This is a genomic window from Salinimicrobium profundisediminis (assembly GCF_026241755.1).
GTDB classification, from domain to species: domain Bacteria; phylum Bacteroidota; class Bacteroidia; order Flavobacteriales; family Flavobacteriaceae; genus Salinimicrobium; species Salinimicrobium profundisediminis.
Genome location: NZ_JAPJDA010000012.1, coordinates 24,704 through 47,237, shown reverse-complemented (window position 1 = coordinate 47,237; position 22,534 = coordinate 24,704). Strand labels below are relative to the sequence as shown.

Here is a 22,534-nt window from a genome sequence, read left to right as displayed (position 1 = left end):
AATGAACAAAGATATTCAGCATAAAGAAACAGACGGAAAAGGGATGTTCTACATTGAAGATGACGGCGAAATTGTGGCTGAACTCACCTATACTCTGAAAGACAACCAGATCATGACCATTGATCATACCGAAACCGATCCAAAATATAGCGGCGAAGGCCTGGCCAGTAGCCTCGTAAAACACAGTGTTGACTTCGCCAAAGAAAAAGAGATCAAGATAGATCCTCTTTGCGCTTATGCCGCAAAACAATTTGAAAGGCATGAGGAGTACCGGGAGGTGCAGGCCACCGAAGGATAAATGATCCGCCAAATATCAGCCGAAGAAACTTATAAGGTCCGCCAGGAAGTACTACGCCCCGGCCGACCTTTAAAAGAGTGCTTTTTTGAGGGCGATCTCGAAGAAGACACCATTCACCTGGGGTTTTTTGAGGAAGAACAAGTAGTGGCGGTTGCCACTTTTGTAGCCCGTAAAAATGCCATTTTTGAAACCCCAATACAGTACCAGCTTAGAGGAATGGCCGTACTGCCTTCTCACCGCAACCAGAAACTGGGAGAAAAATTGCTTCATAAGGGGGAAGAAATCTTGAAAAGTAGAAATCCGAATACTTTACTGTGGTTCAATGCGCGCGAAACTGCCGTGGAATTCTATAAAAAGTATGGATATTCAACTACAGGCCCTGCCTTTATGATCCCAAACGTGTGCATGCATATTGTGATGTACAAAACACCTACTGAATTATGAAAAAGAGCTTTTTACTACCCTTATCGATCTTATTTTTAAGCCTTGGTGCCTGTACCGGCGACAAAAACAATCCGGCAGACAGGGCTTCATCTGATAAAGCTTCAGAAAAAATTGCAGAAGCCTCACCCGATGGCATCAAGACAGAAATTTCTTCCAAAAATGACATTTTTGAGGGGGGACTTTTAGAAGAGGTATACAGCGGGAGGGATTACAAATCTCTTTGGCGCGATGGAGAAACCATTCATTCCCTGTATAACAGCCTGCAGGAAGCCGATGAAGAAGGCCTCAATTTTAAAGATTACCACGGAAAAGAGATTGATTCACTTTTATCAACTGCCGACCTGAGTTCACAACAGGCCGCACGCCTTGACCTGCTGCTTTCGGATGCTTTTCTCACCTATGCCCGCCACTTATACTACGGAAAACTTGATCCTGAAAAGCTGCACGAGTTCTGGGGAATTAGCCGGAAAGAAAAAGACTTCGGAAAGCTTTTGAAAGATGCTGTTGAACAGAAGGAAGTAAGCGCAATCCTGGAAGACCTGAAGCCTTCTCACCAGGTTTACCAGGGGCTCAAAAAAAGCCTTGCTGATTATAAGGAACAAAAGACTCAGGAAACTGCAATAAACAAGATCTCACGAGGAGAAATTATTGAACCGGGGCAGACAGATCCCCGAATTCCTGCTATTATACAAAGGCTTCAGGAGCTTGGGGTCTTTAAAGCTGATACTTCAGGCATTGGGCAAACCTATTCTGAAGCTTTGGTAGATGCAGTGAGAAAATTTCAGCAGAAGAAAAGTATTCAAACTGACGGAATTATAGGAGATGCCACCATTGATGAACTTAATAAAGGACCACAAGAAGTTTACAATCAAATACTGGCAAATCTAGAAAGATGGCGCTGGTACCCGAGAGATTTGGGTGAGCATTACATTTTGATCAATATTCCCAATTTTAAACTGGCAGTAATCAAAGATGGCGACACCATAAGGAAACATAACGTGATCGCCGGAGCTAAAGAACGCCCCACCCCTATTTTTTCGGATACTATAGATCACCTGGTGATCAATCCTACCTGGACGGTTCCGCCAACGATCAAGTCGCAGGATGTACTTCCAAAAATGGCAGCAAACCGCTCTTATTTAAGCAATAACAACATGACCATTACCACCCGTAGTGGTGAACGTGTAGACCCATCAAGCGTGGACTGGAGCAGCGATGAAGCGCTAAACTACAACATCACTCAAAGGGCCGGACCTGCGAATCCGCTGGGGCGGGTAAAGATCATGTACCCGAATAAATATCTTATTTATTTACACGATACCCCTGCAAAAAGCCTGTTTAGCCAAACCCAGCGCGCAGAAAGTTCGGGCTGTGTGAGGGTAGAAGATGCTGTTGATTTGGCTGCTTACGTGGTAGAGAACCAGGATGACTGGCAAAAGGAAAGGATCCATGAAATCATTGAAACCGGGGAAACAACTACTGTAAAAGTGAACCGGCCCATCCAGGTCCATCATTTTTACTGGACTGCCTGGCGGGCCGGGAATGAAACTGTTATTTTAAATGACGTGTACGATCTCGATGAACAGATCTACACGAAATTAACTGAATAGCTTTTTAAACCGATTGAGAATTCAAATAAGTGGAGTTAGAGATATAATCCTTATTCGTGTGGTAAATGAATAAGGCCGACCCTCCCTTGATCTTATTGATGATCTCTTTGGAAACTTCTGTCGGTACGGCAGGGCATCCGTAGCTACGGCCTAACCTGCCAAGCCTTTTGATAGACGATTCCTGTGCATAATCTGCACCGTGGATCACTACATATCGGTCACGGGCATTTGAGTTAAATTCCTCTTCCATGCCATCGATGAAAAGTGAAAGTCCGTTTTTTCCGTAGTAAGTTTCCGCAGTAACATAGAATCCGAGGGAACTCTGCAGCGAATTTGGTGTGTTTGAGAATTTAGTTGCCATATTTCCTCCGGTGTTCTTTCCATGAGAAACATAAGTATGGTAAATGATCTCGTTGGTTTCCATATCAAGGATCCACAATCTTTTTTCGGTGGAAGGAAGGCTGAAGTCTACGATACTCAACAGTCTGTTTTCAATCTTTTCTTCATTTTCAAGTTTGTTATACCCGGTAATTGCATAGGTAAAAGAAACCTTTGAAGGCATTTGTGCATTTACAGCAGCGAATTCCTCGTAAAGAAGATTAATCTTCTCTTCGGCAGTTAATTCGGTTTTTACCTCGATCACTTCTTTTTCAGAAGTTTTTTTAGCAAAGACTTTTTCAGAATTTAAGGAATTGGTGGTAAAGGCAAAGGAGGCACTTATTGTAAGAAGAAGAGCAAATACAGTTGTGTTGTTTATCATATCTTTTTGTTAAATAGTTAGTTGCCTATAATGTTTCAAAGGTCATACCAAAAAGGGAAGATGATCAATTAATTCAGTAATAATGAGTATTTTAACATTCACCTCCACCTCTTATAAGAACTGCAAAATCTTAAAAATATTGTATAATTTAAACCTTTAAGTGTTAAAAAATATCTTTTGAGCTATTTCTGCTTTTCAGCCTAATTATAACGGCCTTACAAGCTTTCCTTACTATGCATATTTCGTATCTTTGTGAAAATACCCTAATTCAATGAATAAAAAAGTAATATTGATGATCCTGGACGGCTGGGGGATCAGCAATGACCCCAACACTTCGGCCGTTGATAAGGCAAATACACCTTTTATTGATTCCCTTTATAACAAATACCCTCACAGCAAGTTACGCACCGACGGAATGAACGTTGGCTTACCTGAAGGACAAATGGGCAACAGCGAGGTTGGCCATATGAACCTTGGTGCCGGACGAATAGTTTACCAGGACCTGGCAAAGATCAACCTGGCGGTACAGAATAATTCGCTTGGAAAAGAGCCGGTTTTGGAACAGGCTTTCAACTACGCCAAAACGCATAATAAAGCCATACATTTTATGGGCCTTGTAAGTGATGGCGGAGTGCATTCTCACATTAATCACCTTAAAGGACTACTCACCGCTGCTGAAGAATTTGGCATCTCCCAAAAATATGTGCACGCTTTTACTGATGGTCGTGATGTAGATCCCAATTCGGGAAAAGGTTTTATTGAAGACCTGGAAGATCATTTAAATAAAACCAATGGTAAACTGGCTTCGGTTATTGGTAGATATTATGCCATGGACCGCGATAAACGCTGGGAGCGCACAAAATTGGCCTATGATCTTATAGTGAATGGCAAAGGAGAACCCTGTCAAAACGCTGTGGAAGCTATTCAGAAAAGCTATGATGAAGGCGTTACCGACGAATTCATTAAGCCAATTGTGATGACCGATAGCCAAGGCAATCCTGTGGCTAAGGTTTCAGAAGAAGATGTGGTGATCTTCTTCAACTTTAGAACCGACCGCGGAAGACAACTTACAGCAGCTCTTACGCAACAGGATTTCCCGGAGCAGGAAATGAAGGCTTTACCACTGTATTTTGTAACTATCACCCGTTACGATGAAACATTTAAAAATGTTCATGTTGTTTTCAGCAAAGAAGATATCAAAGCTACGCTTGGTGAAGTTCTTGAACACGCCGGAAAGTCACAGATAAGAATTGCCGAGACAGAAAAGTACCCACATGTTACTTTCTTCTTTTCTGGCGGAAGGGAAAACCCTTTTCACAAAGAACGCCGCATTATGATCAACTCTCCCAAGGTGGCAACTTATGACCTGCAACCTGAAATGAGCGCTTATGAACTGACTGACGCTATTGTGCCTGAAATCAATCAGAAATCGGCCGACTTCATTTGCCTTAACTTTGCCAATCCAGATATGGTTGGGCATACAGGAGTTTTTGAAGCCGCGGTTAAAGCCTGCGAAACAGTTGATGAATGTGCCAAAAAAGTTGTGGATGCTGCCGTAGCTAATGACTACTCTGTACTTGTAATTGCCGATCATGGAAACAGTGAGTTCATGATCAATGAAGATGGCAGTCCAAATACAGCACATACTACCAACCCGGTACCGTTTGTTCTTATAGACAACGATATAAAAGCGGTTAAGGATGGTATTCTTGGAGACATTGCACCTACAATTTTAAAGTTGATGGGCGTTGAACAACCTGAACTAATGACACAAAAACCACTCTTTTAAAGATGAAGATATTCCTTTATTTATTGCTGTTGATCACGGCGTCCAATTGCGGAAATACCGGAAATACAGAGAATGAACAGAAGACGACAGAACCGGTTTCACAGGAGGAAGAAGCAGGGAACTTAATTGGAGAGATTAATTTTGAAGATTTACAACAAGCGCCCTATTCTGCCTGGTTTGACCCAATGTACCAATCCTATAAACCGGGAGAGGAAGCACTCAGCACAATTAAAGAGAATATTAATGAGTACGATATCATGATGTTCATGGGAACCTGGTGTGCCGATAGCCAACGGGAAGTTCCGAAATTTTATAAGTTACTGGAGCTTAGCGATTATGATTTAGACAGGCTGCAGGTAATGGCGGTAAGGGAAGACAAAACCCTCCCTAATGAAATGGAACAGGAGTATGATGTTATTTACGTTCCCACTATTATCTTTTTTAAAGATGGTGAAGAAGTAGGCAGGTTTGTAGAATACCCGCAGGAAGAGCTGGAAGATGATATTGCAAAAATAGTTTCGGGGCAGGAATACAAGCACTCTTACGAGTAGTTTTCGCTGCCATTTAAATTGTTATTTTTGCATATGCCCAAATTGTTGACAATAGCTGTAGATTTTGACGGAACATTGGTGGAAAACCGCTATCCCGAAATAGGCAAACCCATTTTGTTTGCTTTTGAAGCTTTACAGAAACTTCAACAGGAAGGACATCAAATCATACTCTGGACTTATAGAAGCGGAGTTAAATTACAGGAAGCTGTAGACTTTTGCGAGAGCAAAGGCATCAGCTTTTATGCAGTCAATAAAAGTTATCCGGAAGAGGAATTTGAAGAGAAGGCCATGAGTCGTAAGATCCTGGCCGATCTTTTTATAGACGACCGCAATATTAATGGTCTCCCCCCCTGGGGGGAGATCTATCATCAACTTATAGAGACTTCTAAAGTTGATCCCGTGCTGCCCAAAAAAAAGAATAAATTGCTAAGTATTTTTAAAAAGTTATGATCATACAAAGAACCAGAGAAGAAATTGAACTTATTCGCCACAGCGCCCTAATCGTGTCGAAAACACTTGGAATGCTGGCTTCTGAAGTTAAGCCGGGGGTTACCACCCTGCAGCTCGATAAAATGGCCGAAGAGTTTATTCGTGACCACGGTGCCGAGCCGGGTTTTCTTGGAATGTACGATTTCCCCAATTCTTTATGTATGAGCCCCAATGCCCAGGTGGTACATGGTATTCCTAATAACGAGCCTCTCAAGGAAGGAGATGTGATTTCTATTGATTGCGGAGCCTTTAAAAATGGATTTTACGGAGATCATGCCTACACCTTTGGGGTAGGAGAAATTGCCCCTGAAACACAAAAATTACTGGATGTTACCAAAGAATCCCTCTACATAGGGATAAGAGAATTTAAACTGGGGAACCGTGTGGGAGATGTAGGTTTTGCCATTCAGCAACATGCCGAAAAGAACGGTTTTGGCGTGGTAAGGGAACTGGTGGGCCATGGCCTGGGAGAAAAAATGCACGAAGATCCCGAAATGCCGAACTACGGAAAACGCGGCCGCGGAAAGAAATTCATTGAAGGTATGGTAGTAGCCATTGAGCCTATGATCAATGCCGGTACACACCGAATTAAACAATTACGCGACGGCTGGACCATTCTCACTGCAGATAATAAACCAAGTGCCCACTTTGAACATGATGTAGCTTTAATTGATGGAAAGCCAGAACTATTATCAACTTTTCATTACATTTATGAGGCGCTGGGAATAGAAAGCAATGAAGAAGAAGAATTTAGGGCACAAACAATCAACTTCCATGATTAAAAATTTTCGCCAGGAAAAATGGCTCCCCTACTCCAGAGAGAAATGGCAAGACCGCTTCAGGTATGCTGTTTCTAATTACGGGAGAGTGGTGAGCTATGTGAAAAATCCTGACGGAGACCTATTAAAAGGAGGCAAGTCGCAGGGCTTCCTCACCTTTGTCGCGACCCTCAAAAATGGCAAAAAACAAGCCTGTTATATTCACCGGGTGGTTGCCGAACTTTTTCTTCCGAAGAAAGAAGGAGACGAATATGTTATTCACAAGAACTACAACAAGACAGAAAATAAGGTGAGCAACCTTGCCTGGGTGACAAAAAAGGAGTGGGTTGCGCATCAGCAGAACAATCCGCAGGTAAAGGAAAATAAGCTGAAGCGAAAGCTGGGCACCATAAAATGCTACTCCAAGCTAAGTTATGCCCAGGCCACAGTACTTAAGAAAAAACTACTCGACCCCAACCGAAAAACCCGCATAAGGGTGCTGGCAAAGCAATTTGGGGTTTCAGAAATGCAGCTCTACCGCATCAAATCGGGAGAAAACTGGGGAGATATCAAGGTATGATTGGAAAAGCTTTCAAGTTTTTTCTGAACAGGATTCCCCGGCCTGTACTTATTCGCCTTAGCTATGCGGTAAAACCCCTTTTTGTACTTAGCCTCCGCGGAAGTAAATACACAGATCCCATTGACGGCCGAAGTTTTTCAAAGTTTTTGCCCTATGGGTACGGGCAGCAACGAGAAAACGTGCTTTCGCCCTCTACCCTTTCCCTGGAGCGGCACCGGCTATTATGGCTTTACCTGAAAGACCACACCACTTTCTTCACAGCCCCGCATAAAGTACTGCATTTTGCCCCTGAACAGGCTTTTTACAAACGTTTCAGGAAATTGAATAACCTTGATTATACTACCACAGATCTCAACTCACCTTTAGCCGACGTAAAAGCCGATATTTGCGACCTTCCGTTTGAAGATAACAGCTTTGACTTCATCTTGTGTAACCACGTCCTCGAACACATTCCCGATGACACTAAAGCAATGCAGGAAATATACAGGATCCTTACTCCTGGTGGCACTGCCATTCTGCAAATTCCGCAGGATTTAAACCGTGAAAAAACATTTGAAGACGATTCCATTACAGATCCTGCCGAACGCGCAAATATCTTTGGCCAATACGACCATGTAAGGGTGTATGGACGAGATTACTTCGACAAACTAAGAGAAGTTGGCTTTAGGGTAGAAGAAGTAGACCTTACCTCTCAAATGGATTTACAACTGGTAGATAAATACCGGCTCGCAAAGGGAGAAATTATTCCGGTGGCAAGGAAGTAGTTGGTTATTGGTTAATTGGGGATTGGGAATTGGGGATTAGGGATTAGAAATTTCTCATGGGAGATAAAGTGAATCAGAAGGTAAATAGCCAGAGAATTTTGCTGGGAATTACCTGGAGAACCATATCAGAAGATACCAACCTAATGTTCTCAATACTCTATACTCACTACTAGACTATAAGTCTTTCATAAGTTCGTCAAAACCCGGGGTGGCATATTCCTTCATTTCACCTCCAAGCGTAGAATAAATAAGGAAAGCGTCCAAATTATCTTCCTGCGAAAGTACCATTTTTGAGAGGTCAAATCCCATAGCCATAAAAGCAGTGGCATAGGCATCGGCCAAAGCGCAATTTTCAGCAAGAACAGTTACGCTAAGCAAATCACTTTTTTGGGCAAAACCGGTGAGCGGATTAATGGTATGCACATATTGTGCACCAGTCTCAGGATCTGTACGGTGTTTGCGGTAATTCCCCGAAGTTGCCATGGCCTTGTTCTGCAAGCCTATGGTAGCAGTTAATTCCCTTTGCCCCTCCTCCTGGGTGGGGTCATCTATTCCCACAGTCCAATAGGATTCTCTCTCTCGGTTTACCCCTTTTGCCAAAAGCTCACCGCCCAATTCAATCAAATAATCATCAACACCTTTAGAATTGAGGAAATGACCTATAAGATCAATGGTATAACCTTTAGCAATAGCATTAAAATCGAGATAAATTTGGGGAGTTTCTTTTATAAGTCGGTCCCCTTTTAATTGAAGTTTATCAAAGCCAACAAACTGCATAAGAGAATCTATAGTCATTGAATCTATTTCTTTAGGGCCATTTTCAGGGCCAAAACCATATTGATTTACGAGATCTCCCACAGTAGGATCAAAGTAGCCGTTACTTTTGCGCCACACTTTTTTAGAGAGTTTAAATACATTCTGAAAAAGAGTGTCTACCACTACCAGGCTGTCTCCCCTATTTATCCTTGAAATATCTGAAGATTCCCTGTAGGTGCTCATAGACTGATTTACCCGTTCAAAAATAGAGTCGAGAGCTTTCTCAAGGGGAATGTCTTCTTCGGAATAGTAGCTTATGGAGTAGGTAGTGCCAAGGGCTTCTCCAAAAGCGCTTCTTTCCTTATCTGCCTGCGAACATGAAACAATCAGGGCACATAACAGCAGCAATCTAACAGCAGGTCTCAAAAATGTCATTTTTAGATTTCTTTTAATCCGGGGTAATTAACTACGTAATCTTCTGAACTCATTACGGGCAATTCATAGTCTTTGGAATTTGCGAGCCCCACGCCGGCATAAAAAGTACGGGCATCAAATTTTAAAGCCTGCTCTTTTACAGTTTCCAAAAAAATCATATCAATATCTCGCGGATCGTGTGGATATTCTATTGCCCGCACTACAACAAAGTGCAACTTTTTATCCCTTAAAGCCACGAACTGAGGGTCTTTTTTAAAATCACTATTGACCCCTAGAAATTCATATCCCTGTTCTTCCAGATCTTTACCTACAATGTTCATTGCAAGATTATGCAGTTCCTGATCGGTTAATTGTGACATAGCTCAAAATTAGTCAATTCAGCTTAATATAATGTGCCCAAATCAAAAACAGCCACCAAAAGGCAGCTGTTTTTAAATATTTTAACTTCTTCAGGTTACCCTCCAAAGTCATCAAATCTTACGTTCTCTGGTGGCACTCCAAAATCTTCGGCCATTTTCTCTACGGCCTTGTTCATTAATGGAGGCCCACAGAAATAGAATTCAATTTCTTCCGGCTCATCGTGCAGGCTAAGGTAGTTATCGATAACCACCTGGTGAATGAATCCTACGAAACCGTCTCCTTCTCCTTCAATTCCATCTTTCACTTTCCAGTTATCTTCTTCAAGAGGTTCAGAAAGGGCAATATAGAACTTGAAGTTCGGGAAATCTCTTTCCAAAGCTCTAAAATGTTCAGTATAGAACAACTCACGTTTAGAACGCCCACCGTACCAGTAAGTTACTTTTCTTCCGGTTTTAAGAGTTCTGAAAAGGTGATATAAGTGTGAACGCATTGGCGCCATCCCGGCTCCCCCACCAACGTAAAGCATTTCGGCATCGCTGTGGTTGATAAAGAATTCACCATAAGGTCCTGAAATAGTAACCTTGTCTCCTTTTTTCTGATTGAAGATGTAAGAAGAAGCTATCCCCGGATTTACTGTCATCCAGTCGTTCTTAGCACGATCCCATGGCGGAGTCGCCACACGAACGTTAAGCATAACCCTTCTTCCTTCGGCAGGGTAAGAAGCCATAGAATAAGCTCTCTCCACTACTTCAGGATTCTTCATTACAAGTGGCCACAAGTTAAATTTGTCCCACTCCAGTTTAAATTTATCAGGTTCTCCCGGGTGTTCTTCAGGGTGAGCGGTGATATCCATATCTTGATATTTCACCTCACACTTCGGGATTTCAATCTGTATATATCCTCCAGCCTTATAATCCATATCTTCAGGAATTTCTACAACAAATTCCTTGATAAATGATGCTACGTTGTAGTTACTAACTACAGTAGCTTCCCATTTCTTGATACCAAAAACTTCTTCAGGAATGGTAATCTTCATATCCTGCTTCACTTTTACCTGGCAACCAAGACGCCATCCATCGGCAATTTCTTTACGGGTAAAGTGTGGTTCTTCTGTTGGCAGGATAGTCCCACCACCTTCAGCAACAATACATTTACACTGTATACAGGTACCACCTCCACCACAGGCAGAAGGAAGGAACAGTTTGTTCTCACCTAAAGTAGACAGAAGCGTACCTCCCGAACCTACTTCGATATCTTTTTCGTTGTTAATATTGATCTTTACAGGTCCCGATGGTATTAACTTGGCTTTTGCTCCCAAAAGAACAGCAACCAGGATTAAGATTAGGACTAAGAATACAATAACACTTGCTATAATTACTTCCATTGCTTTCTCTCTATATTTTGATTCCCATGAAACTCATGAATCCAAGAGCCATAAGTCCGGTGATTATAAAAGTGATCCCCAAACCTTTGAGCGGCGCAGGAACGTTTGAATAAGCGATTTTTTCACGAATAGCTGCAATTCCAAGAATAGCCAGGAACCAGCCAATTCCACTTCCCAAACCATAAGTTACTGCTTCCCCAATACCCGAGAAATCTTTTTGCTGCATGAACAGCGCACCTCCAAGAATAGCACAGTTTACTGCGATAAGCGGAAGGAAGATCCCCAGGGCACCATAAAGTGCGGGAGCAAACTTTTCAACTACCATTTCTACAAGCTGTACCATAGCTGCAATTACGGCGATGAACATGATGAAACTTAGAAAACTAAGGTCGATGGTTGCATATTCTTCATTCAACCAGGAAAGTGCACCCGGCCTTAAAAGATATTTATCAAGTAAAAAGTTGATGGGCACGGTCATTGTCAATACAAAGATCACCGCTGCACCTAATCCAACCCCTGTTTTAACGGTCTTGGATACTGCGAGGTACGAACACATTCCCAGGAAATATGCAAAGATCATGTTCTCAATGAAGATGCTTCGTACGAATAAATTTATATAATCCATAGTCGGTTTTTTTGAAGTTATAGATTAGGCTTCAATTAATTTACGGTTTCTTGAGCGCTGTACCCAAATAATGATCCCTACCACTATAAGTGCCATAGGAGAAAGGAGCATTAAACCGTTGTTCTCATATCCAAGAGCGTAAAGCCCTGTAGATTCTGCCAGTGTAGCTCCTTTGTGCCCAAGGATCTCGTAGCCAAAAAGCTTACCAGCTCCAAGAAGCTCACGAAAGAATGCTACGATAATAAGGATCAAACCATATCCTGCAGCATTTCCAATTCCATCAAGAAAAGACTTGTAGACACCGTTACCTAAAGCAAAAGCTTCAAGACGTCCCATTACAATACAGTTGGTAATGATAAGCCCAATGAATACCGACAGTTGTTTACTTACATCATAAGCATAAGCCCTAAGCACCTGGTCTACCAATGCCACCAAAGAGGCTACTACCACAAGCTGAACGATAATCCTAATCCTGTTTGGAATTAGGTTTCTGAGTGCTGAAATGATCATGTTACTAAAAGCCATAACCGCAGTTACCGCAATTGCCATTACAATAGCAGGCTCTAATTGCACCGTAATCGCAAGTGCAGAACATATCCCCAGAACCTGAACGGTAATAGGGTTATCATCGTTAAGAGGATCTGAAAGCAATTTCCTGTTGGCCCTTGATAAAAAGTGCTCTTTCTCTTCTGAATCAGAAAGAAAAAGGATCATTGCATCTTTCTTACTTTCCTTGTCTACCTCAGCAATTTGCTCAGGTCTATTTTTTGTCTCCTGTGCCATAACTATAAATTACTTGCAACGTTTAATTCTGTTTTGCTCTTGAAATAAGGCAGGTAATGCTGAAGTCTTTCAGAAATCATATCTGAAACCCCATCTCCGGTAATAGTTGCACCCGAAATTGCATCAACCTTATTATCATCCTTAGAAGTACTGCTGTTTCCTTTAACAACAGATACCCCTATAAGTTCTCCATTCTCATCAAAGATCTTCTCATCGGTAAAGCGCTCTCTAAACCACTCCTGCGTAATCTCGGCACCAAGTCCCGGAGTTTCCCCAAGGTGATCAAATACGGCACCTTTGATGGTATTTACATCATCCTGTAGAGCAATGTATCCAAAAATGGCATTCCAAAGCCCCGCTCCTCTAAGCGGAATGATGTAATAGGTTTCCCCGTCAACTTCGGCTATATAAAGCGGAAAGTTTTGTTCGGTATCAACCTTTTTAAGCTCTTTGGCAAGGTCAACATCAAAGGCATTCACTCCTTCTTTCTCCTGCCCCTCATTATTTAGAACAAGTTGTTCTTTAATGTACTGCTCAAATAAAGCTTCGGCTCCGGCCCTGTCGGTTTCAACACCTACTGTCGCAAGGATGTTTTGCATCTTTTCCTGGCGCATGTTTTCATATTGCCTTGGCTGCAACGAGGTAGCCGCAAAAGCAAGAACCACCCCTACTACCACAACCATAATGATGGCAAAAATGAAAGTATACGAGTTGGTGTTCGTCTTATTTACTGTTTTCTCTTCCATAACTATACTACAGTTTCAACTTGTTTGTTAATACCTGCTGCCTTTCTTTTTACACGGCGTTTAATATTGCCCTGAATCACGTAGTGATCTATAGTTGGAGCAAATACGTTCATTAAAAGAATTGCCAGCATCACCCCTTCAGGATATGCAGGGTTAAATACCCTGATCATTACCGACAAGAAACCAATCAGGAATCCATAGACCCACTTCCCTTTATAGGTTTGTGCCGCCGAAACAGGATCTGTTGCCATGTAAACAATACCAAAAGCCAAACCTCCGGCTAAAAGATGATTGTACCAGGGGAAATTTGTAAGTGAGTTACCTTCCACTCCCATTGCAGGAAGCGCGTTAAAGATCAAGCCCATTACAGAAGCTCCCACTACTGCGCTCAACATGATTCTCCAGCTACCTACTTTTGTAAAGATGAGGAAGAGTGCTCCCAGCAGACACAATGCTGCTGAAGTTTCTGAAACTGATCCGGGAATCATTCCCCAGAACATATCCATGGTAGTGTATTCAACCGGCTGTCCGGCCGCAAGGGTTCCTAAAATCGTTTCTCCCGAAACACCGTCTACCTGGGAAGCGTTCATTACCCACACCTGGTTACCCGACATATAAGTAGGATAAGCAAAGAAAGCAAAGGCTCTGGCTGTTAAAGCAGGGTTTAAGATATTCATTCCCGTTCCACCAAAGGCTTCTTTTCCAATAATAACAGCAAATACAACCGAAATTGCAAGCATCCATAAAGGCAAGCCTACAGGCATGATCATCGGAATTAAAAGTCCGGTTACCAGGTAACCTTCGTTCACTTCATGCCCTCTAAAAATGGCAAAAGCGAATTCAATTCCCAAACCTACCGCATAGGAAACTACGATCATTGGCAGGATCTCAAGTGCGCCGTGACCAAATGCATCCCAGAAATCAACTTCAGGCTGAATTTGTTTGAGGTACTGGTATCCCACATTCCACATACTAAAGAGCAGCACCGGCAGCAGGGCGATCACCACAGTGATCATCACCCTCTTTAAGTCTACCGCGTCCCTCACATGGGCACCTTTTCTAGTAGTGTGATTTGGAGTAAAAAGAAAAGTATCAAGCGCATTAATTGCCGGAGAATACTTTTCAAGTTTCTTACCCTTAGCAAAGGGCTCCTTAAATTTATCTAATTTTTGTCTAATCCATTCCATAGTAAACAGTTTATCCAACTTCGGTGATCATGAGATCCAGCCCTAAGCGTATTATTTCTTGCGCCTCTATTTTTGAAGTGTTCACATAATCTACAAGTGCAAAATCTTCGGGAGCCACTTCATAGATCCCAAGATTTTCCATTTTTTCAATATCTGCCGCCATGCAGGCTTTTAACAGCTGCATAGGGAAAATATCCATTGGCATCACCTCTTCCATTTCCCCTGTCACCACCAATGCTCTTTCTTCACCGTGTAGGTTAGTGTTCACCTCAAATTTCTTATTTGGGAACATCCAGCTTAAGGAAGTACGTGAGTTAGAAGGAATGTTATTGTAGGTAAACGGCAACCATCCAAATGCACGATACTTATTACCCTCGGGTATTAAAGTAAGCTCATTTGGGAAAAAGCCGATATACTGCCCGGTATTCACCTGCTCTCCTGTGAGAACATCTCCGGAAATCACCCTTACATTTTTTGTGTCTACAGCGCCCGAAAGATCAATTACCGGAGCTCCAATTCGGGTTCTAAAGTACTTCCTTTCCTTGGCCTCACTTCCACACACAGCTACTGTACGTACTGGCGTGAACTTACCGCTAAGGAAAAGATCTCCAATGTTAGCAACATCTTCAGGCTTTACAGTCCAAACCCGATCTCCCATATTGATTGGATCGATCTTATGGATCTGTACTCCCACGTTGGCAGCAGGATGCGGACCAAAAACGTTGTGAATTTCCACATTTTTAAGACCTTTAAAGACCCCACTACCCTGTCCGTTTACAGAAACATGCACCTTCCCCGGGGTTAACCTGGTAAGCGCATTAAGCCCGGCCTGAAAAGCCTCCATGCGGTCTTTCAGAATAAACTCTACATCTGCAGAAAGCGGCGCAGTGTTCATTGCCGAAACAAAAATAGCTTTTGGGGTATCTTTAGGATCTGCCGGAATATCGTAAGGACGCTGATTCAGGAAAGCCCAGCTTCCACTTTCGAGGATGCGGCTTTTCACAGCATCGGCTTCAGCGTTTAAAGGATCAAGAGTACCAAATTCCCGGTAGTCATCTGAAGCATCAGCCTCGATTACCACCTCAAGAATGCGGCGTTTCTCTCCTCTCACAATTTCCTTTAAAGTACCACTAACAGGAGAAGTGAAACGAATCTTATCGGTGTATTTAGAAAAGAAAAGCTCATCACCCACCTTTACTTTTGCACCCTCTTTTACCACCATCTTTGGTATGACCGAATGGAAATCGGGCGGTTTTACAGCATAGGTTTTGGAGCGGGGTGCGTCAACAAGGGTCTTGTCGGCTTCACCCTTCAGGCGAAGCGTAATCCCTCTTTTAATTCTAATGTCGTTGGACATAGGACGAAGTGTTAAATTTCATTTAAAATCGGGCAAATTTACTCATTTCCGACCCACAAATCCCAATTTAAAATGAATAAATTCCCCTTAGATTTTGTTAAAGTGAACAAATAATGATGCTAATCAGTTTTTGAGTATATTTAAATTTATTTTTGGTGCATGAAGTTAAACTTATCCTTCTTTTTCTTTTTATTCCTGGGAATTTTTTCTGCTGCCGCACAGACGGTAGAAAATCCTCCTCCAAATTTTATAAGAACCGTAATCTTTACTGGCTCTAACGAGTATAGCGGAGTGCCTGTCATTAAACTGGGAGAACCTCTGTTGCTCACTTTTGATGACCTGGTAGGCGATGAGGCCAATTACTATTATACTATTGAGCATTTTAATTACGACTGGACACCTTCAGAATTACTTAAAAATGAGTATTTAGAAGGCTTTGATAACGTTCGCATTACTAACTACGAGAATTCTTTCAATACGCTTCAGCTTTACTCTCACTACGAGCTGCGCATCCCCAATGACAATACCCGTTCGCTTAAAGTTAGTGGTAATTATTTAATAAAGATCTTTAACGATAATAAAGAACTGGTATTCTCCCGAAAATTCATTGTTTACGAACCTCTTACCCGTGTGCAGGTAGCCGTGCGAAAATCTTCGGAAGTGAGAAATATTCAAACAAAACACGTGGTGAATTTTGAAGTAGACTCGCCCGAATTCATTATTCGCAACCCGGAACAATCAACCTGGGCGGTTATCCTTCAAAACAACAATTTAAAAACCGCGATCTACAACATACGCCCACAGTACCACATTGGCACCAGCCTTATTTATAAATACAACGACCTCACTTCCTTCTGGGCCGGTAACGAATTCCTTAGTTTTGACAGCAAAGATCTGCGGGCGGCAACCGTAAAAATACAGTACATTGACCTCCAGGATCTATATCATCATTACCTCTTCCCAGACGCAATAAGGGCATTTGAACCCTACACCTATAACCCCGATATCAACGGAAAATTTTTGGTGAGAAAATTTCAAGCGCTTGAAGACGACATTGAGGCTGGCTACGTGTGGACCCATTTTGCCCTCGCTGCCCCAGAGCCTTTTGAAGGAGGTGAAGTACATCTTTACGGCGAGTTTAATAATTTCGTGCTTGATGAAAGCACAAAACTCGAATACAACCCTAACTCCGGCGCTTATGAAACGGCACGCCTCTTCAAACAGGGATACTACGATTACAAATATGTATTTCTTCGGAAGGATGGCATTCTTGATGAAGGTTTTATAAGCGGAAATTTTGTTAGTACCGAAAACGATTATACCGTGCTTATCTATTACCTGCCTCCCGGCGGAAGGTTTACCAGGGTTATTGGAATGGGCTCAGCTACTTCATTAAACATCAGCAATTAAGTTATCTGCATAGTTTCTCATGAACGAGGGTCATAATTTACCGAAGATATACAAGGAGCGGCATAGACTGAAGTACCGCAGCACAGAATGCCTAAACTGCCATCATCCTCTTGATATCAGTGATGAGTTTTGCCCAAACTGTAGTCAGCTTAACAGCACCAAAAAGCTGGCTTTTAACGATTTTTTCAACGAATTTTTCGCCGGAATTTTTGCTTACGATTCCCGATTCTACAGAACGCTGGGAGCCCTGCTTTTTAAACCCGGAAAAATCTCAAAAGATTACATTCAGGGAAAGAGGGTGCGCTATGCCAATCCTTACCGGTTTTACCTAAGCGCTTCCATTATTTTTTTCCTGCTTTGGAGTGTCACTCACGAAGTTGAATCACCCATTAACTTCGACCTGGAAGGCAGTGCTGAAGAACAAAAGGAAGTTGATTCCATTTTAACCGCCCAGGGTATAGAAAACCCGCCTTTAGAAGTATTTCTTCCTGCCAACGACAGCATCTCAACCCCAGAGTATATTGCGGAAAAAGACCTGGACACCATGAGCTTTTTAAATGCCCGAATAAAGCAATGGCAGGTATTTTCAGATCATTATGAAGCTACCGGGATGAGAAATTCCAAAGTTGCTTTAGACAGCCTCAATTATTCAAATTCCCGCTTTAATCAATGGTTTTACAGGAAAACCGTGAACTCAAAAATATTCGGTTCAGATGCTAATCTTTTCTGGAGTTATTTTTACAGCAAGCTGCCGTTCATCATCTTCTTTTACCTTCCGGTTTTTGCGCTGTTCATCTGGCTGCTTTATTTGAGGAGGCCTTTCACATACATGGAACATCTCATCTTTACCTTCCACAATCAAACCACCTGGTTTGTGCTTTTTGGAATAGCAGTGGGCATTAATACGCTCTTCAACAGCAATTTTGCCACCGCGCTTGCCATGTTCATCTTCGCTTTTTACCTCTATAAAGCTTTTAGAAAATTCTACGGACAGGGAAGAGTTAAAACGTTGATAAAGTTTATTATAATAAATATTATATTCTTTACTTTAGCTTTATTAGCATTCATATTTTCGGTGCTGGCTTCATTTGCGATCTACTAGCATGATTCAACAAATTACCAGAGGCATAAAAATCTCTATAGAAACAAATTTTGAAGGGACTTTCTATAAAAACTATAGAGTCCACTTCGCCTTTGGCTATCAAATCACTATTGAGAATCAAAGCAAAGATTCTGTGCAACTCAGTTCCAGGTTCTGGAAGATAAAAGATGCGCTTAACCGCACAGAAATTGTGGAAGGTGAAGGAGTGATAGGAAAGAAACCGGTTCTAAAACCCGGAGAATCCCACACCTACAAAAGCGGATGTCTGCTCACCTCACCATTTGGATCTATGAGCGGTTTTTACAGCATGATCAATTTTACTTCCACCAGGAAATTCAGGGTCACCATCCCCTCTTTTAAACTCAGTGCCCCTTTTGCGCTAAACTAGTTCAAGGTTTAACGTTCAAAGTTTGTGGTTACGTCGACTCCGTTCGGAGTTACATTATTTTAGCGTATCTGGAACTTTTTCAAATCTTCAAATTATCACATCCTCAAATCACCTTATAAAAATATCATTTTTGAAACCTCATCTTTTCCTCAATCCAAAAAGCAGACCACTGTAATATTATTGAAATTTGGTGCTTATATTATTGGAATTTCCACGCCTTACCTCTCTAAAATGGCATTTTTGGAAGGTATTTCTTTGGTTAGTTATTCATTATTCTCTTTTAACGAAATCTGAGTTATTGAGAGTGAGATTATAGTTTGCCAATTCCGTAGTGTGAGTTGCCGGAATGACGGCGGTGTAGCCTTCATAATCATTGGGGGTGAGTCTCCTGCTGAAATAAACGGTATTGTCGCTGTTCTTATCAGCAAATATGGTCCTTTCAACCGTTCCGCTGCCGGTATTGATATCCTCCACGTCCTGATAAAACCGCGGATTTACTGTTACTGGAAGATGCCCGATGTCATTCATTTCAATCACCAGTTTTACGGGAAAAAGATGTAAAAGACCCAGGTCTATGTTCGAGTTTTTCCCAATATAAGGGATGTCAAAGGTGCCATTGTTGTAATCCCACATATTGGGCCTGCTTTCAACGTGAAATTGGTAAAGGTCCCCCCGGCCTGAAGTTTCAAATTCTAAGAGATAGTCGCCATTTTGGTCTGTATAGGTAGAATCGATCCATTGGATAAATTCGGTATGCATGTAGATGCTTTTTTGATGCGTTTTGTACTCAGCGACTTTGATCTTGAGGTTTTCAAAGGGAAGTTCATTCTGCCGGTCATAGATCCTTCCCTCTATAGTGGTTACCACGCCTGCTTCTATAGGGTCACCATCGCAACTCCATAAAATACCGGCTAAAACAATAATGAAAATTTTTCTCATTTTTCAACTTTTAAGACTGATTCAAAGGCTGCAGAATTTGCAAATAAGTCATAGTTATTTAAAGGTAGCCAAAAATGGCATTTTTGAAACCTCATCTTTTCCCCATCCAAAAAGCAGACTAATGAAATATTGTTGGAATTTGGTGCTTGTATTATTGGAATTTCCACACCTTACCTCTCTGAAATGGCATTTTTGAAACCTCATCTAAGGTTCAAGATTCAAAGTTTTAGAACCCATAATATCTTTCGCAGTTAATTTGCTAGCTGTTACCAGTTCCTCGGCTTAGAGCAACATTTACTTCCCGGGTATCTGGGGAATTTTCAAATTTTCAAATTATCAAATTATCACATACTTAAATTACCTTATAAAAATGGCATTTTTGAAACCTCATCTGTGGCGAGATCTTTATAGAAAAAACTTTTTTGCCCTTCGGAAACAATAATCTGAGAAACGCTCACGGTCTTTACAAAACCCCGGTCCATGATCACGCCCTGTTCCTTATCTCCCTTCCCTGCTGAAAAGTGGAAATTGAGTAATGCTTCGGGATTAATATTCTCTTGCTGCTGAAGTTGAAGTTCTAAAAACCACTCTTCCCGCAGCTGCTTCATTTCTTCAGAATAAAGCGGACTTGAGGACCAGATGTGAGGCTTCAGGGGTAACTTTTTATAGTGTTTTTTAGTGCCATCCCAAACAAATTCAGCAAAAAAGAGCGCTTTTTGCCAGTCGGCTGCTACAATGGTGAAAGGTTCGACTTCAAAAAGCTCATATTCTTCCGCAGCTTCAGTAAAATCTTCAGCAGCCAGAAGATCTTTTACCACTAATCCCCTGCTTTTGCCGTAAGGCAGTTTTCTTTCATGCTTTTTAAAGGCACCATTCAGCAGACAATTAGCACGTTTGCGATCACTCACTCCCAGCCAGGTGCCCCCGGCCAAAACATCTTTCGGAAATGCCATTTTTGAGCCTGCAACCTCGTAAGTTTTTGGCGGTAGTGTTTGCCTCCCCGGAGCCTCATCACGACTGGAAGTAAGAACAAACGAATTATGGCCTTTTAAAGGCAGGATAGTAACCGTACACATTATGAAAAAATTAAGATTTTTTACCTTTTAGGTGCTGATTTTGAGTAAAGTTCAGTAAAAAATTGAGTAAGTAAAACTATTTTAATTTTTTTACCTTTACGACCATACATTTAGAAATCAAAAAAAAAATTACAACAGTATGGGAAAAGGTGTATTCCAGGTTCCGCAGGCAGTAAATGAACCCGTAAAGTCATATGCCCCGGGAACACCCGAAAGAGAAGCCGTTTTAAAGGCTTATAAAGAATTGTACAACAGCAAGGTAGAGGTACCACTTTATATTGGTGGCGAAGAGATCAAAACTGGTGATACAGCACCTATGAATCCGCCGCACGATCATCAGCATCACCTTGGTGACTATCATAAAGCTTCAAAAGAGCATGTGGAAAAGGCGATACAATCTGCGCTTGATGCCCGCGAAAAATGGGCAAATCTTGAATGGGAACAACGTGCAGCTGTTTTCCTGAAAGCCGCCGAACTTATTGCCGGTCCTTACCGTTATAAGATCAATGCTGCTACCATGATTGGGCAGTCTAAGAATATATTTCAGGCTGAAATTGACTCAGCTTGTGAATTGATAGACTTCCTTCGTTTCAATGTAGAATACATGACACGCATTTATGAGGAACAACCTGAATCTTCTTCGGAAGCATGGAACAGGCTCGAATACCGCCCTCTTGAAGGTTTTGTATATGCAGTAACTCCATTTAATTTTACGGCTATTGCCGGTAATTTACCCTCGGCCCCTGCATTAATGGGGAATGTTGCAGTTTGGAAACCAAGCGACTCGCAGGTATATTCGGCCCAGGTAATTATGGAAGTATTTAAGGAAGCCGGATTGCCAGATGGGGTAATTAATATGGTGATGGGAGATCCAAAAATGATCTCAGACACTATTCTTGAGAACAGGGATTTTGCCGGACTTCATTTCACCGGAAGTACAACGGTATTTAAGAACCTTTGGAAGCAGATTGGTGAGAATATTCACAACTACAGGTCGTACCCACGTATTGTGGGAGAAACAGGGGGTAAGGATTTCATTATCGCCCACCCAAGTGCAAAACCAAAGCAGGTTGCAACGGCTATTTCGAGAGGAGCATTTGAATTCCAGGGACAAAAATGTAGTGCTGCATCAAGAGTTTACATCCCTAAAAGTATGTGGGCAGAAGTTAAAAATTACCTTGTAGAAGATGTGAAGTCTTTCAAGATGGGATCACCCGAAGATATGAGCAATTTCATCACTGCGGTAATTCATGAGGCTTCGTTCGACAAGCTGGCGAAATTCATTGATGCTGCAAAAAATGACAGTGATGCAGAAATAGTAGTTGGTGGAAATTACGATAAATCTAAGGGCTGGTTCATAGAACCTACAGTTATACTTACAGAGAACCCAAAATACAGTACGATGTGTACAGAGCTATTTGGACCTGTGGTAACTGTATTTGTTTACGAAGATGATCAATGGAATGAAACCCTGAAACTTGTTGATGATTCTGAATACGCTTTAACCGGAGCCATCCTTTCACAGGATCGTTACGCCGCTGCCGAGGCCACAAAAGCTTTACAGAATGCAGCCGGAAACTTCTACATCAACGATAAGCCCACGGGTGCAGTTGTTGGACAGCAGCCGTTTGGCGGAGCCAGAGGAAGTGGTACCAATGACAAGGCAGGATCTATTTTGAACCTGTACCGCTGGATCTCTCCACGAACTATTAAGGAAACATTTGTTACTCCTACAGATTATAGATATCCCTTCCTGGGAGAATAGTAAAAACAACCTTTTTATTAAAAGCCGCTGGAAAATGTTTTCCTGGCGGCTTTTTTTTTGACTCTTTTAAACCTTTGCCAAGGCAAGGGTTTTTATCATAAAATTCTTACATACAGAAAGTTAAATTAAAATAGAATAAGTTAAATCCTCACCTCTGAACGTTTTTTGCGGCCTTTAG

Annotated in this window: 24 protein-coding genes; 13 read left to right on the top strand and 11 right to left on the bottom strand. The window is 41.8% G+C overall.

Annotated elements, in window-relative coordinates; translation table 11 throughout:
• Window position 1 precedes the first annotated feature (1 nt).
• From OQ279_RS08580 to OQ279_RS08570, 3 genes are read left to right on the top strand one after another with little or no spacing between them, the layout of a single operon-like run.
• Window positions 2-298 (top strand): GNAT family N-acetyltransferase, encoded by a 297-nt coding sequence (locus OQ279_RS08580; protein ID WP_266069481.1) that lies wholly within the window; start codon window positions 2-4, stop codon window positions 296-298.
• Entirely contained in the window at window positions 299-742 is a 444-nt protein-coding gene (locus OQ279_RS08575; protein WP_266069480.1) for a GNAT family N-acetyltransferase, read from the top strand.
• Window positions 739-2,352, top strand: a complete 1,614-nt coding sequence (locus tag OQ279_RS08570) for a L,D-transpeptidase family protein (RefSeq protein WP_266069479.1) — start codon at window positions 739-741, stop codon at window positions 2,350-2,352. Before OQ279_RS08575 ends, OQ279_RS08570 begins: the two co-directional genes overlap by 4 nt.
• Window positions 2,353-2,356: 4 nt before the next feature.
• Here OQ279_RS08570 and OQ279_RS08565 read toward each other — a convergent pair whose 3' ends face one another.
• Entirely contained in the window at window positions 2,357-3,112 is a 756-nt protein-coding gene (locus OQ279_RS08565; RefSeq protein ID WP_266069478.1) for a murein L,D-transpeptidase catalytic domain family protein, read from the bottom strand.
• 271 nt (window positions 3,113-3,383) lie between these two features.
• Here OQ279_RS08565 and gpmI point away from each other — a divergent pair, with 271 nt between their 5' ends.
• Genes gpmI through OQ279_RS08535 form a run of 6 tightly spaced genes read left to right on the top strand, consistent with a single transcriptional unit; the run spans window position 3,384 to window position 8,043 of the window.
• Window positions 3,384-4,901, top strand: a complete 1,518-nt coding sequence (gpmI, locus tag OQ279_RS08560; protein WP_266069477.1) for a 2,3-bisphosphoglycerate-independent phosphoglycerate mutase — start codon at window positions 3,384-3,386, stop codon at window positions 4,899-4,901.
• Between the two features lie 2 nt (window positions 4,902-4,903).
• Complete coding sequence (locus OQ279_RS08555; protein ID WP_266069476.1) at window positions 4,904-5,452, top strand: thioredoxin family protein; 549 nt, start codon at window positions 4,904-4,906, stop codon at window positions 5,450-5,452.
• A gap of 33 nt (window positions 5,453-5,485) precedes the next feature.
• Complete coding sequence (locus OQ279_RS08550) at window positions 5,486-5,902, top strand: BT0820 family HAD-type phosphatase (protein ID WP_266069475.1); 417 nt, start codon at window positions 5,486-5,488, stop codon at window positions 5,900-5,902.
• On the top strand, window positions 5,899-6,723 hold the full coding sequence (gene map, locus OQ279_RS08545; protein ID WP_266069473.1) for a type I methionyl aminopeptidase: 825 nt from the start codon (window positions 5,899-5,901) through the stop codon (window positions 6,721-6,723). The genes OQ279_RS08550 and map overlap by 4 nt, the downstream gene beginning before the upstream one ends.
• Window positions 6,716-7,279, top strand: a complete 564-nt coding sequence (locus OQ279_RS08540; RefSeq protein WP_266069472.1) for an HNH endonuclease signature motif containing protein — start codon at window positions 6,716-6,718, stop codon at window positions 7,277-7,279. Before map ends, OQ279_RS08540 begins: the two co-directional genes overlap by 8 nt.
• Entirely contained in the window at window positions 7,276-8,043 is a 768-nt protein-coding gene (locus tag OQ279_RS08535; RefSeq protein WP_274704456.1) for a class I SAM-dependent methyltransferase, read from the top strand. Before OQ279_RS08540 ends, OQ279_RS08535 begins: the two co-directional genes overlap by 4 nt.
• A 174-nt stretch (window positions 8,044-8,217) precedes the next feature.
• On the opposite strand, the gene OQ279_RS08530 is transcribed toward OQ279_RS08535, so the two are convergent.
• The 8 genes from OQ279_RS08530 to OQ279_RS08495 all read right to left on the bottom strand — a co-directional run bounded on the left by OQ279_RS08530 (window position 8,218) and on the right by OQ279_RS08495 (window position 15,676).
• Entirely contained in the window at window positions 8,218-9,234 is a 1,017-nt protein-coding gene (locus OQ279_RS08530; protein ID WP_266069471.1) for an FAD:protein FMN transferase, read from the bottom strand.
• Between the two features lie 2 nt (window positions 9,235-9,236).
• Window positions 9,237-9,593 carry a DUF8840 domain-containing protein gene (locus OQ279_RS08525; protein ID WP_266069470.1) on the bottom strand — a complete coding sequence of 119 codons (357 nt, stop codon included), beginning with the start codon at window positions 9,591-9,593 and terminating at the stop codon, window positions 9,237-9,239.
• Window positions 9,594-9,688: 95 nt separating this feature from the next.
• Window positions 9,689-10,978: an NADH:ubiquinone reductase (Na(+)-transporting) subunit F gene (gene nqrF, locus OQ279_RS08520; protein WP_266069469.1), complete on the bottom strand. Its 1,290-nt coding sequence runs from the start codon at window positions 10,976-10,978 to the stop codon at window positions 9,689-9,691.
• Between the two features lie 10 nt (window positions 10,979-10,988).
• A complete protein-coding gene (gene nqrE, locus OQ279_RS08515) occupies window positions 10,989-11,603 on the bottom strand; it encodes an NADH:ubiquinone reductase (Na(+)-transporting) subunit E (protein WP_266069468.1) in 615 nt (204 codons plus the stop codon).
• Between the two features lie 24 nt (window positions 11,604-11,627).
• The gene (locus OQ279_RS08510; RefSeq protein WP_266069467.1) at window positions 11,628-12,386 is read right to left on the bottom strand and encodes an NADH:ubiquinone reductase (Na(+)-transporting) subunit D; all 759 of its coding nucleotides are present in this window, start codon (window positions 12,384-12,386) and stop codon (window positions 11,628-11,630) included.
• A 2-nt stretch (window positions 12,387-12,388) separates the two neighbouring features.
• Complete coding sequence (locus OQ279_RS08505; RefSeq protein ID WP_266069466.1) at window positions 12,389-13,132, bottom strand: Na(+)-translocating NADH-quinone reductase subunit C; 744 nt, start codon at window positions 13,130-13,132, stop codon at window positions 12,389-12,391.
• A gap of 2 nt (window positions 13,133-13,134) precedes the next feature.
• Window positions 13,135-14,319 carry an NADH:ubiquinone reductase (Na(+)-transporting) subunit B gene (locus OQ279_RS08500; protein WP_266069465.1) on the bottom strand — a complete coding sequence of 395 codons (1,185 nt, stop codon included), beginning with the start codon at window positions 14,317-14,319 and terminating at the stop codon, window positions 13,135-13,137.
• A 10-nt stretch (window positions 14,320-14,329) separates the two neighbouring features.
• Window positions 14,330-15,676: a Na(+)-translocating NADH-quinone reductase subunit A gene (locus tag OQ279_RS08495; RefSeq protein WP_266069464.1), complete on the bottom strand. Its 1,347-nt coding sequence runs from the start codon at window positions 15,674-15,676 to the stop codon at window positions 14,330-14,332.
• A gap of 159 nt (window positions 15,677-15,835) precedes the next feature.
• On the opposite strand from OQ279_RS08495, the gene OQ279_RS08490 reads away from it, so the two are divergent.
• The 3 genes from OQ279_RS08490 to apaG are packed head-to-tail and all read left to right on the top strand — an operon-like array spanning window position 15,836 to window position 18,576.
• Window positions 15,836-17,086 carry a type IX secretion system plug protein gene (locus OQ279_RS08490; RefSeq protein ID WP_266069463.1) on the top strand — a complete coding sequence of 417 codons (1,251 nt, stop codon included), beginning with the start codon at window positions 15,836-15,838 and terminating at the stop codon, window positions 17,084-17,086.
• 19 nt (window positions 17,087-17,105) lie between these two features.
• Complete coding sequence (locus OQ279_RS08485) at window positions 17,106-18,188, top strand: DUF3667 domain-containing protein (protein WP_266069462.1); 1,083 nt, start codon at window positions 17,106-17,108, stop codon at window positions 18,186-18,188.
• A 1-nt stretch (window position 18,189) separates the two neighbouring features.
• Entirely contained in the window at window positions 18,190-18,576 is a 387-nt protein-coding gene (gene apaG / locus OQ279_RS08480; RefSeq protein ID WP_266069461.1) for a Co2+/Mg2+ efflux facilitator ApaG/CorD, read from the top strand.
• A gap of 270 nt (window positions 18,577-18,846) precedes the next feature.
• Here apaG and OQ279_RS08475 read toward each other — a convergent pair whose 3' ends face one another.
• Both OQ279_RS08475 and OQ279_RS08470 read right to left on the bottom strand, forming a co-directional pair.
• Window positions 18,847-19,515, bottom strand: coding sequence for a hypothetical protein (locus OQ279_RS08475; protein ID WP_266069459.1), 669 nt, complete (start codon window positions 19,513-19,515; stop codon window positions 18,847-18,849).
• Window positions 19,516-19,877: 362 nt separating this feature from the next.
• Window positions 19,878-20,591, bottom strand: a complete 714-nt coding sequence (locus tag OQ279_RS08470; protein WP_266069458.1) for an NRDE family protein — start codon at window positions 20,589-20,591, stop codon at window positions 19,878-19,880.
• A 139-nt stretch (window positions 20,592-20,730) separates the two neighbouring features.
• Between OQ279_RS08470 and pruA the strand changes: the two genes are divergently transcribed.
• Entirely contained in the window at window positions 20,731-22,356 is a 1,626-nt protein-coding gene (pruA, locus tag OQ279_RS08465) for an L-glutamate gamma-semialdehyde dehydrogenase (protein ID WP_266069457.1), read from the top strand.
• The last annotated feature ends 178 nt before the right edge of the window (window positions 22,357-22,534 follow it).

Coding starts and splice junctions, on each gene's coding strand:
- OQ279_RS08580 (WP_266069481.1), top strand. CDS start 2: ATGAACAAAGATATTCAGCATAAAGAAACAGACGGAAAAGGGATGTTC.
- OQ279_RS08575 (WP_266069480.1), top strand. CDS start 299: ATGATCCGCCAAATATCAGCCGAAGAAACTTATAAGGTCCGCCAGGAA.
- OQ279_RS08570 (WP_266069479.1), top strand. CDS start 739: ATGAAAAAGAGCTTTTTACTACCCTTATCGATCTTATTTTTAAGCCTT.
- OQ279_RS08565 (WP_266069478.1), bottom strand. CDS start 3,112: ATGATAAACAACACAACTGTATTTGCTCTTCTTCTTACAATAAGTGCC.
- gpmI (WP_266069477.1), top strand. CDS start 3,384: ATGAATAAAAAAGTAATATTGATGATCCTGGACGGCTGGGGGATCAGC.
- OQ279_RS08555 (WP_266069476.1), top strand. CDS start 4,904: ATGAAGATATTCCTTTATTTATTGCTGTTGATCACGGCGTCCAATTGC.
- OQ279_RS08550 (WP_266069475.1), top strand. CDS start 5,486: ATGCCCAAATTGTTGACAATAGCTGTAGATTTTGACGGAACATTGGTG.
- map (WP_266069473.1), top strand. CDS start 5,899: ATGATCATACAAAGAACCAGAGAAGAAATTGAACTTATTCGCCACAGC.
- OQ279_RS08540 (WP_266069472.1), top strand. CDS start 6,716: ATGATTAAAAATTTTCGCCAGGAAAAATGGCTCCCCTACTCCAGAGAG.
- OQ279_RS08535 (WP_274704456.1), top strand. CDS start 7,276: ATGATTGGAAAAGCTTTCAAGTTTTTTCTGAACAGGATTCCCCGGCCT.
- OQ279_RS08530 (WP_266069471.1), bottom strand. CDS start 9,234: ATGACATTTTTGAGACCTGCTGTTAGATTGCTGCTGTTATGTGCCCTG.
- OQ279_RS08525 (WP_266069470.1), bottom strand. CDS start 9,593: ATGTCACAATTAACCGATCAGGAACTGCATAATCTTGCAATGAACATT.
- nqrF (WP_266069469.1), bottom strand. CDS start 10,978: ATGGAAGTAATTATAGCAAGTGTTATTGTATTCTTAGTCCTAATCTTA.
- nqrE (WP_266069468.1), bottom strand. CDS start 11,603: ATGGATTATATAAATTTATTCGTACGAAGCATCTTCATTGAGAACATG.
- OQ279_RS08510 (WP_266069467.1), bottom strand. CDS start 12,386: ATGGCACAGGAGACAAAAAATAGACCTGAGCAAATTGCTGAGGTAGAC.
- OQ279_RS08505 (WP_266069466.1), bottom strand. CDS start 13,132: ATGGAAGAGAAAACAGTAAATAAGACGAACACCAACTCGTATACTTTC.
- OQ279_RS08500 (WP_266069465.1), bottom strand. CDS start 14,319: ATGGAATGGATTAGACAAAAATTAGATAAATTTAAGGAGCCCTTTGCT.
- OQ279_RS08495 (WP_266069464.1), bottom strand. CDS start 15,676: ATGTCCAACGACATTAGAATTAAAAGAGGGATTACGCTTCGCCTGAAG.
- OQ279_RS08490 (WP_266069463.1), top strand. CDS start 15,836: ATGAAGTTAAACTTATCCTTCTTTTTCTTTTTATTCCTGGGAATTTTT.
- OQ279_RS08485 (WP_266069462.1), top strand. CDS start 17,106: ATGAACGAGGGTCATAATTTACCGAAGATATACAAGGAGCGGCATAGA.
- apaG (WP_266069461.1), top strand. CDS start 18,190: ATGATTCAACAAATTACCAGAGGCATAAAAATCTCTATAGAAACAAAT.
- OQ279_RS08475 (WP_266069459.1), bottom strand. CDS start 19,515: ATGAGAAAAATTTTCATTATTGTTTTAGCCGGTATTTTATGGAGTTGC.
- OQ279_RS08470 (WP_266069458.1), bottom strand. CDS start 20,591: ATGTGTACGGTTACTATCCTGCCTTTAAAAGGCCATAATTCGTTTGTT.
- pruA (WP_266069457.1), top strand. CDS start 20,731: ATGGGAAAAGGTGTATTCCAGGTTCCGCAGGCAGTAAATGAACCCGTA.